The organism is Kitasatospora sp. NPDC057518 (assembly GCF_042802075.1).
GTDB lineage: Bacteria > Actinomycetota > Actinomycetes > Streptomycetales > Streptomycetaceae > Kitasatospora.
This window is the reverse complement of record NZ_JBHVEU010000292.1, coordinates 1-11,296: the sequence shown is the minus strand read 5'-3', so window position 1 is coordinate 11,296 and position 11,296 is coordinate 1. Positions and strand designations below refer to the sequence as shown.

Genomic DNA, 11,296 nt, shown 5'->3' with positions numbered 1-11,296 from the left:
GTTCCTGGATCAGTCCAGGGAGTCGACGAGGGCGAAGAGCTCGTCGTCGGAGGCGGCGTCGAGGTCGCTGTCGTCCCCGGCCAGGCCGGCCGCGGAGGCGTCCGGGCCGTCCAGGCGGTCGAGCAGGGCCCGCAGGCGCGGCGACAGGCCGTCGAGCGCGTGGCCGTCCGCCAGCCGCCGCTCCAGGGCGGCCTCCAGCCGGTCCAGCTCGGCGAGGACGGGCTCCTCCCGCGGTGCTCCCTCCCGGGGCAGCCGCCCGTCGAGGAAGCCGGCCAGCGCGGCCGGGGTCGGGTAGTCGAACACCAGGGTGGCCGGCAGCCGCAGCCCGGTCGCCTCGTGCAGCCGGCTGCGCAGCTCCACGGCGGTCAGCGAGTCGAAGCCGATCTCCTTGAACGCCCGGGTGGCCTGTACGGACTCCGCCGAGGCGTGTCCGAGTACGTCGGCCACCTGGGTGCGCACCAGGTCGAGCAGGGCCCGGGTCCGGTGCTCCCCGGTGAGGCCGGCGATCCGGCGGGCCGGGTCCTGGCCGGCGCCGGTCTCGGCGGCCCGCCGGCCGGTGGCGCGGACCAGGCCGCGCAGCATCGGCGGCACCTCGCCGCCCCGGAAGGCGGCCGGGTTCAGCCGGACCGCGACGGCCAGCGGGTCGGCGCCGGTCCGGGCGGCGTCGAACAGCTCCAGGCCCTGCTCCGCCTGGAGCGGCGCCATCCCGCCGCGGGCCAGCCGGCCGAGGTCGGCCCTGCCGAGCCCGCCCGCCATGCCGGCGTGCGCCGGGTCGTCGAGCAGCCACGGGCCCCAGGCGATCGCGGTGCCCGGCAGGCCGTCGGCGCGGCGGCTGCGGGCGAGCGCGTCCAGGAAGGTGTTGGCGGCGGCGTAGCCGGCCTGTCCGGCGGCGCCGAGCACCCCGGCGACGGAGGAGAACAGGACGAAGGCGTCCAGGTCCCGGCCGGCCGTCAGCTCGTGCAGGTTGACCGCGCCGTCGACCTTGGGACGCAGGACGGCGGCGACCCGCTCGGGGGTGAGCGCGTCGAGCACGCCGTCGTCGAGCACCCCGGCGGTGTGCACCACGGCGGTGACGTCGTGCGCGGCGAGCAGCGCCGTCAGGGCCGTCCGGTCGGCCGCGTCGCAGGCGGCGAGGGTGACCTCGGCGCCGAGCGCGGTGAGTTCGGCGGTGAGGTCGTCCGCGCCCTCGGCCCGGGGGCCGCGGCGGCTGGTGAGCAGCAGGCGGCGGACGCCGTGCGCGGTGACCAGGTGGCGGGCGACCAGCCGGCCGAGGGCACCGGTGGCTCCGGTGACCAGGACCGTGCCGTCCGGGCGCAGGGCCGGGGCGGTGGCGTCGCCGGTCGCGTCGGCGGCGGTGGTGGCCCGGGCCAGCCGGGGTGCGGAGACCGTGCCCCGGCGGACGACCAGCTGGGGCTCGTCGGTGGCCAGCGCGGCGGGCAGGACGGCGGCGGAGGCCTCGTCCCCGTCCAGGTCGACCAGGACGAACCGGCCGGGGTGCTCGGCCTGGGCCGAGCGGACCAGGCCCCAGAGCGGGGCGTGCGCGAGGTCCCGGAGGTCGGCCCCGGCCGCGTGCCGGGTGACGAACACCAGCCGGGAGTCGGCGAACCGCTGGTCGGCGAGCCACTCCTGGAGGAGGGTCAGCGCCCGGCCGGTGGCGGCGTGCACCCGCTCGGCGAGCGGGCCCTCCCCCTCGGCCGTCCAGGGCACCAGGACGGTGTGCGGGGCGGCCGCGTCGAAGGCGGCCAGGTCCGGCCGGCCCGGCAGGCCGAAGGCCGGTTCGCCGAGTACCGCCCAGTCGGCCGTGGCCGGGGCCGCCGGGAGCCGCAGCTCGGCCGGCTCGACCCGGTAGAGCGCGTCCCGGCCGCCCGTGCCGGCCCCGGTGATCGCCTCCGGCGAGACCGGGCGCATCACCAGGGACTCCACCGAGGCGACCGGCGCACCGGTGGCGTCGGCGATGGCGAAGGCCACCCCGCCGGTGCGGGCCGGGGTGAGCCGGGCCCGGACGGCGGCGGCGCCGGAGGCGTACAGCTCGACGCCCGTCCAGGCGAAGGGCAGCCGGCCGTGCGGGGCCTCGTCGGTGGAGATCCGCTCCAGCAGGGTGGAGGCGGCCATCGCCTGGAGCACCGCGTCGAACATGCCGGGGTGGACGCCGAACCGGGCGGCCGCCGTACGGCCCTCCTCGGGCAGCGCGACCTCGGCGAAGACCTCGTCCCCGCGCCGCCAGAGCGCCGTCAGGCCGGCGAACAGCGGCCCGTAGGCGAAGCCGGTCTCGGTGGCCCGCCGGTAGAAGCCGGTCAGGTCGACCTGCTCCGCGCCGGCCGGCGGCCAGGCCCGGAGGTCGAAGTCCGGGGCGCCGGCGCCGGTGCCGAGCACCGCGTCGGCGTGGTGGGTCCACTCGCCCTCGGGGGCGTCCTCCGGCCGCGAGTGCACGGCCAGCGGGCGCCGGCCCGCGGCGTCGGCCGGGCCGACCCGCAGCTGGAGCAGCACGCTGCCGGTGCGCGGCAGGACCAGCGGCGCGAGGTGGGTGATCTCCTCGACCCGGTCGCAGCCCACCTGCTCGGCGGCGTGCAGGGCCAGCTCGGCGTAGGCGACGCCGGGGACGACGGTGCGGCCCATCACCCCGTGCTCGGCGATCCACGGGTGGGTCCGCTCGGAGAGCGAACCGGTGAACAGGAAGCCCGTGCCGTCGGCCAGTTCGGCCATCGCGCCGAGCATCGGGTGCTCCGGCGAGCTGAGTCCGGCCCCGGCCAGGCCGACCGGGCCCCCGTCGTCCTCCAGCCAGTACCGCTCGCGCTGGAAGGCGTACGTGGGCAGCTCGGTCCGGCGGGCGCCGGGCAGCAGCCGCGACCAGTCGACCGCGGCGCCGCGCAGCCGCAGCGCGGCCAGCGCCTCGACCAGGGACTGCTCCTCGGGCCGGTCCCGGCGCTGGGCGGCGATCAGCGCGAACCCGGAGCCGGGCAGGCTCTCCCGGCCGGCCGCGGTGAGCACCGCGTCCGGGCCCAGCTCCAGGAAGGTGGTGACGCCCCGCTCGGCGAGCGCGAGCAGCGTGTCGTGGAAGCGGACGGCCTCGCGGACGTGCCGCACCCAGTACTCGGGGTCGGTGGCCTCGGCCGGCAGCGGGATCCGCGGCTGGTGGTAGGTCAGCGACTCGGCGACGGCGCGGAACTCCGCCAGCATCGGGTCCATCAGCGGGGAGTGGAAGGCGTGGCTGACCCGCAGCCGCCGGGTGCTGCGCCCGCGCTCGGCGAGCGCGGCGGCGACGGCCAGCACCGGCTCCTCCGGTCCGGCGATCACCACGGCCTCGGGGCCGTTGACCGCGGCCAGCGAGACCTGCCCGGTGAGCAGCGGCCGGACCTCCTCCTCGGTGGCGCGGACCGCCACCATCGCACCGCCGGCGGGCAGTTGCTCCATCAGCCGGCCGCGGGCGGCGACCAGCGCGGCCGCGTCGGCCAGCGACAGCACCCCGGCGACGTGGGCCGCGGCCAGTTCGCCGACCGAGTGGCCGGTGACGAAGTCCGGCCGCGCGCCGAAGGATTCGACCAGGCGGTAGAGGGCGACCTCGACGGCGAACAGGGCGGGCTGGGTCCAGCCGGTCCGGTCGAGCAGCTCGCCCTGCTGGAACACCACCTCGCGCAGCGGCCGCTCCAGGTGCCGGTCCAGCTCGGCGCAGACGGCGTCGAAGGCGTCCGCGAACTCCGGGTAGGTGTCGTACAACTCCCGGCCCATGCCGGGGCGTTGGGCGCCCTGGCCGGTGAAGAGGAAGGCCGTCTTCCCGGTCGCGGCGGTGCCGCGCGGGCCGCGGCCGGCGGCCAGGGCCGCCAGGCCGTCCAGCAGGCCCTCGCGGTCCCGGGCGACCACCGCGCCGCGGTGCGGCAGCGCCGCCCGGGCGGCGGTCAGCGAGTGGGCGAGGTCCGGCAGGACGGCCTCCGGGCGCTCGGCCAGGAAGGCGGCCAGCCGCTCGGCCTGGGCGGAAAGCGCCTGCTCGGAGCGGGCCGAGAGGAGGAACGGCAGGGCGCCGTGCCCGGTCGGCGCGGCCGGCGGGGGCTGCTCCTCGGGGGCCTGCTCGACGATGACGTGGGCGTTGGTGCCGCTGATCCCGAAGGAGGAGACGCCGGCCCGGCGCGGGCGGCCGGTCTGCGGCCACTCCCGCTCCTCGGTGAGCAGCTCGACCGATCCGGCCGTCCAGTCGACGTGCGGGGTGGGCTCGTCCACGTGCAGGGTGCGGGGCAGCACCCCGTGGTGCATCGCCAGCACCATCTTGATGATGCCGCCGACCCCGGCCGCGGCCTGGGAGTGCCCGATGTTGGACTTCAACGAGCCCAGCTGGAGCGGCAGTTCGCGGCCCTGGCCGTAGGTGGCGAGCAGGGCGTTGGCCTCGATCGGGTCGCCGAGCCGGGTGCCGGTGCCGTGCGCCTCCACGGCGTCCACGTCGGAGGTGGCCAGGCCGGCGGCGGCCAGCGCCTCGCGGATCACCCGCTCCTGGGCCGGGCCGTTGGGGGCGGTGAGCCCGTTGGAGGCGCCGTCCTGGTTGATCGCGGTGGCCCGGACGACCGCCAGCACCGGGTGCCCGTTGCGGCGGGCGTCCGACAGGCGCTCGACCAGCAGCACGCCCACGCCCTCGGCGAAGCCCGTACCGTCGGCGGAGGCGGCGAAGGCCTTGCAGCGGCCGTCCGCCGACATGCCGCCCTGGCGGTCGAACTCGGCGAACAGGCCGGGCGTCGACATCACGGCCACACCGCCGGCCAGCGCCAGGTCGCACTCGCCGCGGCGCAGCGCGGCCGCCGCCAGGTGCAGCGCCACCAGCGAGGAGGAGCAGGCGGTGTCCACGGTGATCGCCGGGCCCTCGAGCCCGAAGGTGTACGCCACCCGGCCGGAGATCACGCTGGCCGCGCTGCCGTTGCCCAGGTAGCCCTCGACCTCGCCGGGGACGCGGCGCAGCCGCGAGGCGTAGTCCTGGCCGCTGGTGCCGGTGAACACGCCGACCCGGGTGCCGTGCACCGAGGCCGGGTCGATGCCCGCCCGCTCGAAGGCCTCCCAGGAGGTCTCCAGCAGCAGCCGCTGCTGCGGGTCCATGGCGAGCGCCTCGCGCGGGCTGATCCCGAAGAAGGCCGCGTCGAACTCGGCCGCGTCGTGCAGGAACCCGCCCTGGCCGCCGGGCTCCCAGCCGCGGTCGGCCGGGAAGCCGGTCAGGGCGTCGCCGCCGGCCCGCAGCAGCCGCCACAGGTCCTCGGGCGAGCCGACCCCGCCGGGGTAGCGGCAGCCCATCGCGACGATCGCGATGGTGTCCTGGTCGCCGTCCCGGGCCGTCGCGCCGGTGGCCGCGGCCGGTCCCGCGGTCGCCGGGGCCTGCTCGTCGAGCAGCCGGGCGCGCAGGTGGCGGCCGAGCGCGGTCGGGCTCGGGTGGTCGAAGACCAGGGTGGCGGGCAGGCGCAGCCCGGTCGCGGTGCCGAGCCGGTTGCGCAGCTCCACCGCCGTCAGCGAGTCGAAGCCGAGGTCCTTGAACGCGCGGTCCGCGTCGATCGCCTCCGCCGAGCCGTGCCCGAGCACCGAGGCCGCGTGGCCGCGGACCAGGTCCAGCAGCAGCTCCGTACGGTCCGCCTCGGGGAGGGCGGCCAGCCTGCGGGTCAGCGCCGAGCCGCTCGGCCCGGACACCGCCTCGGCCTTGCGCCGGGCCGGGGCCCGGAGCAGGCCGCGCAGCAGCGCCGGGACGGGGCCCCGGCCGCGCCGGGCGGACAGGTCGAGGTCGGCGGGCAGCAGCAGCGGCTCGTCCAGCAGGGCGGCCGCGTCGTACAGGGCCATGCCGAGCTCCGAGCCGAGCGGGGTCATGCCGCCCTCGCTCATCCGCTCGACGTCCCGGGCGTCCAGGTGCCCGGTCATGCTGCTGCGCTGCTCCCACAGGCCCCAGGCGAGCGCGGAGCCGGCCAGGCCGCGGGCCCGGCGGTGCTGGGCGAGGGCGTCCAGGAAGGTGTTGGCGGCGGCGTAGCCGCCCTGGCCCGCGCCGCCGAGCACACCGGCGGCGGAGGAGAACAGGACGAAGCAGGCCAGGTCCCGGTCGAGCGTCAGCTCGTGCAGGTTGAGCGCGCCGTCGACCTTGGGCCGCAGCACCGCGTCGATCCGCTCCGGGGTGAGCGAGCCGATCACGCCGTCGTCGAGCACCCCGGCGGTGTGCACCACGCCGGTGAGCGGGTGCGCGGCGGGGATGTCCGCGAGGACGGCGGCGAGCCGGTCGCGGTCGGCGGCGTCGCAGGCGGCGACGGTCACGGTGGCGCCGAGGGCGCGGAGTTCGGCGGTGAGCTCGGCCGCGCCGGGGGCCTCGGCGCCGGTCCGGCTGGTGAGCAGCAGGTGGCGGACGCCGTGCTCGGTGACCAGGTGGCGGGCGAGCAGGGAGCCGAGGGTGCCGGTGCCGCCGGTGATCAGCAGGGTGCCGTCCGGGTCGGGGGCGGGCGGCACGGTCAGTACGACCTTGCCGGTGTGCCGGGCCTGGCTGACGTACCGGAAGGCGTCGACCGAGCGGCGGACGTCCCAGGTGGTGATCGGCAGCGGCCGCAGCACGCCGGCCTCGAACAGGTCGACCAGCTCGGCGAGCATCGCGGCGATCCGCTCCGGGCCGGCCTCGAACAGCTCGAAGGCGCGGTAGGCGACGCCGGGGTGCCGGGCGGCGACCTCCTCGGCGTCCCGGATGTCGGTCTTGCCCATCTCGACGAACCGGCCGCCGCGGGGCAGCAGGCCGAGCGAGGTGTCGACGAACTCCCCGGCCAGCGCGTTGAGCACGACGTCCACGCCGCGGCCGCCGGTGGCCGCCAGGAACTCGCGGCCGAAGTCCAGCGTGCGGGAGCCGGCCAGGTGGGCGTCGTCCAGGCCGAGCGGCCGCAGCGCGTCCCACTTGCCCTGGCTGGCGGTGCCGTACACCTCGGCGCCCAGGTGGCGGGCGAGCTGGACGGCGGCCATGCCCACGCCGCCGGCGGCGGCGTGCACCAGGACGGACTCGCCGGGGCGCAGCCCGGCCAGGTCCTTCAGCGCGTAGTAGGCGGTGAGGAAGACGATCGGGGTGGACGCGGCCTCGGTGAAGTCCCAGCCCCGGGGGATCCGGACCAGCAGCCGGTGGTCGGTGACGGCGGTGGTGCCGAAGGAGCCGGCGAACATGCCCATCACCCGGTCGCCGGGGGCGAGTGCGGTGACGTCCCCGGCGACCTCCAGGACGACGCCGGCGCCCTCGTTGCCGAGCAGGCCGGCCTGGCCGGGGTACATGCCGAGCGCGTTGAGCACGTCGCGGAAGTTGAGGCCGCCGGCCCGCAGGGCGACCCGGACGTGGCCGGGGGCGAGCGGCTCCAGGGTGTCCGGACAGGCGGCCAGGACGAGGTTGTCCAGGGTGCCGCGGCCGGTGGTGTCCAGCCGCCAGGGCTCGCCGGCGGGCGGGGTGAGCGCGCCGGAGGTGGCCGCGCGGGCCAGCCGCGCGGCCAGCACCGTGCCCTCGCGCAGGGCGAGTTGGGGCTCTCCGGTGGCGAGGGCGGCGGGCAGCGCGGCGGCCGAGGCGGCGGTGCCGTCCAGGTCGACCAGGACGATCCGGTCCGGGTTCTCGGACTGCGCGGAGCGGACCAGGCCCCAGAGCGGGGCGCAGGCCAGGGCGGTGACGGCCTCGCCGGGGTGGGCGGCGACCGCGCCGCTGGTGGCCAGGACCAGCCGGGACCCCGCGAAGCGGTCCTCGGCCAGCCAGGCCTGGAGCAGCTCCAGCACCCGGTGGGTGACGGCGCGGGCCTGCTCGGCGGTGCCGCCGTCGGCCGGTGCGTCGACCGGCACCAGGACGGTGGCCGGCACCTCGGCGGGCAGCGCGTCCAGGCCGTCGGTCCGGTACGGCTCGACGGTGTCCTCGGGCAGCGGGACGGCGGTCCAGTCGATCCGGAACAGCGAGTCGGGGGTGGCGGGCCGGGCGGCCGTGCCGACGGCGCCGATCGGGCGCAGCACGAAGGAGTCGGCGGTGGCCACCGGGGCGCCGGACCGGTCGGCGACCAGCAGCGAGACGCTGTCCCGGCCGGTGCGGCTGAGCCGCACGCGCAGCTCGGCCGCGCCGGAGGCGTGCAGGGTCACCCCGCTCCAGGCGAACGGCAGCAGGTTCAGGCCCTCGCCGTCGTCCACGGCGCAGCCCAGCGCGTGCAGGGCGGCGTCCAGCAGCGCCGGGTGCAGCCCGAAGCGCTCGGCCCGGGAGCGCTGCTCCTCGGGCAGCCGGACCTCGGCGTAGATGTCGTCGCCGTCCAGCCAGGCGGCCCGCAGACCGCGGAAGGCCGGGCCGTAGCCGAGACCGCCCGCGGCCAGCCGCTCGTAGTAGCCGTCCAGGTCGACGGCGGTGGCGCCGGCCGGCGGCCAGGCCGTCAGGTCCTCGGCGGCGGCCGGTGCGGCGGCCTGGGCGAGCCAGCCGCTGGCGTGCCGGACCCAGGGCGCGTCCAGCGGCGCGTCCTCCCGGAGGGAGTGGACGGTGACCTCGCGCCGGCCGCTCTCGTCGGCCGGGCCGACCCGCACCTGGAGGGCGATCCCGCCGGTCTCCGGGAGCACCAGCGGGCTCTCCAGGGCGAGTTCGTCGACCTGGTCGCAGCCGGCCTGGTCGCCCGCGTGGACGAGCAGGTCGAGGAAGGCGGTGCCCGGCAGCAGGACCGAGCCGAGCACGGCGTGGTCGGCCAGCCAGGGGTGGGTGCGCAGCGAGAGCCGGCCGGTGAGCAGCAGGCCGTCGTCGTCGGCGAGGGTGAGCGAGGCGCCGAGCAGCGGGTGGTCGGCGGAGCCGAGGCCGAGGTCGACGGCGTCCCCGTTGGAGGCGGTGGCCTCCAGCCAGTACCGCTCGTGCTGGAAGGGGTAGGTGGGCAGGTCGGTCCGCCGCGCGCCGGGGAAGACGGCCGGCCAGTCGACCGCACGCCCCCGGACGTGCAGGGCGGCGAGCGCCGAGCGGAACCGGGCGGGGCCGCCGTGGTCGCGGCGCAGGGTGCCGGTCGCGACGGCGGTGGCCTCGGCGGCGTCCAGGGTGTCCTGCACGGCGGAGGCGAGCACCGGGTGCGGGCTGACCTCGACGAAGAAGGCGTGGCCGTCGGCGGCGAGGGCGCGGACGGCCTCCTCCAGCCGGACGGTCTGGCGCAGGTTGCGGTACCAGTACGCGGCGTCCAGCCGGACGGTGTCCAGCCAGGCGTCGTCCACGGTCGAGTAGAACGGCACCTCGGAGGTCCGGGGGGTGACGGGGGCGAGCAGGGTGAGCAGCTCGTCCTGGATCCGCTCGACGTGGGCGGAGTGGGAGGCGTAGTCGACGGGGACGCGGCGGGCGTGGACGCCCCGGGCGTCGAGGGCGGCCTGGAGCTCGTCCAGGGCGTCGGCGTCTCCGGCGACGACCGTGGAGGAGGGGCCGTTGACGGCGGCGACGGAGATCCGGTCCTGCCAGGGGGTGAGGTCGATCTCCCCGGCGGGCTGGGCGACGGAGACCATGCCGCCGTTTCCGGCGATGGCGGTGATGGCCTGGGAGCGCAGGGCCACGATTCGGGCGCCGTCCTGGAGGGCGAGGGCGCCGGCGACGGTGGCGGCGGCGATCTCGCCCTGGGAGTGGCCGATGACGGCGTCGGGCTCGATGCCGTACGCCTGCCAGAGCGCGGCGAGGGAGACCATGACGGCCCACAGGGCGGGCTGGACGACGTCCACCCGGTCGTATCCGGGGGCGCCCTCGGCGCCGCGCAGGACGTCGATCAGCTTCCAGTCGGTGAACTCGGCCAGCGCGTCGGCGCATTCGGTGATCCGCTCGGCGAACACCGGCTCGCTGTCGAGGAGTTCGACGGCCATCCCGACCCACTGCGAGCCCTGGCCGGGGAAGACGAAGACGGTCTTGCCGGTCACGTCGGCCGTGCCGGAGACCAGCCGGGCGGGCTCCTCGCCGGACGCGAACGCCTCCAGGGCGGCGGCGAGTTCGGCGCCATCCGCGGCGACCACGGCCGCGCGGTGGGCGAACTGTGTGCGGGAGACGGCGAGGGAGAGGCCGAGGTCGGCCGAGGCTGCCTCGGTGTCCAGGTGGTCGCGCAGGCGGCGGGCCTGGTCGCGCAGGGCCTGGTCGGTCTTGGCGGAGAGGAGGAACGGCAGGGCGCCGTGCCCGGTCGGTGCGGCCGGCGGGGGCTGCTCCTCGGGGGCCTGTTCGAGGATGACGTGGGCGTTGGTGCCGCTGACGCCGAAGGAGGAGACACCGGCCCGGCGCGGGCGGCCGGTCTCCGGCCACTCCCGGGCCTCGGTGAGCAGCTCCACCGCGCCCGCCGACCAGTCCACCTGCGAGGACGGCGCGTCCACGTGCAGGGTCCGCGGCAGCAGACCGTGCCGCATGGCCAGCACCATCTTCATCACGCCGGCCACGCCGGCGGCGGCCTGGGTGTGCCCGATGTTGGACTTCACCGAGCCGAGCAGCAGCGGCCGTTCGCGGTCCTGCCCGTAGGTGGCGAGCAGGGCCTGGGCCTCGATCGGGTCGCCGAGCCGGGTGCCGGTGCCGTGCGCCTCGACGGCGTCCACGTCGGTGGTGGAGAGCCGGGCGTTCTCCAGGGCCTGGCGGACGACCCGCTGCTGGGAGGGGCCGTTGGGGGCGGTCAGACCGCTGGACGCGCCGTCCTGGTTGACGGCGCTGCCGCGGACCACCGCGAGCACCGGGTGCCCGTTGCGGCGGGCGTCGGAGAGCCGCTCCAGCAGCAGCATGCCGGCGCCCTCGCCCCAGCCGGTGCCGTCCGCGGCCTCGGCGAACGCCTTGCAGCGCCCGTCCGAGGCGAGCCCGCGCTGCTTGGAGAACTCCACGAAGGACAGCGGGGTCGACATCACCGTGACCCCGCCCGCCAGGGCGAGCGAGCACTCGCCCTGGCGGAGCGCCTGGACGGCGAGGTGGAGGGAGACCAGCGAGGCGGAGCAGGCGGTGTCCACGGTGACCGCCGGGCCCTCGAGACCGAAGGTGTAGGAGATGCGGCCGGAGACCACGCTGGCGCCGATGCCGGTCGCCAGGTACCCCTCGGCCGCCTCCGGGGCCCTGGTCACCAGCGCCGCGTAGTCCTGCCCGTTGGTGCCGGCGAAGACGCCGGTCCGGCTGCCGCGCAGCGACCGCGGGTCGATGCCGGCCCGCTCGAAGGCCTCCCAGGAGGTCTCCAGCAGCAGCCGCTGCTGCGGGTCCATGACCAGTGCCTCGCGCGGGCTGATCCCGAAGAACCCCGCGTCGAACCGCGAGGCCCCGTACAGGAACGCGCCCTCGCGGACGTACGAGGCGCCGGTGCCGTCGGCGTTGCCGCCGAGCAGCCGGTCGGTGTCC

General features: G+C 77.4%; 1 protein-coding gene. It reads right to left on the bottom strand.

The genetic code is table 11. The features are described 5' to 3' along the window. Positions 1 to 9 precede the first annotated feature (9 nt). The coding region (locus tag ACFU7Z_RS26440) for an SDR family NAD(P)-dependent oxidoreductase (RefSeq protein WP_380780084.1) at positions 10 to 11,296 on the bottom strand (11,287 nt) is incomplete at its 5' end.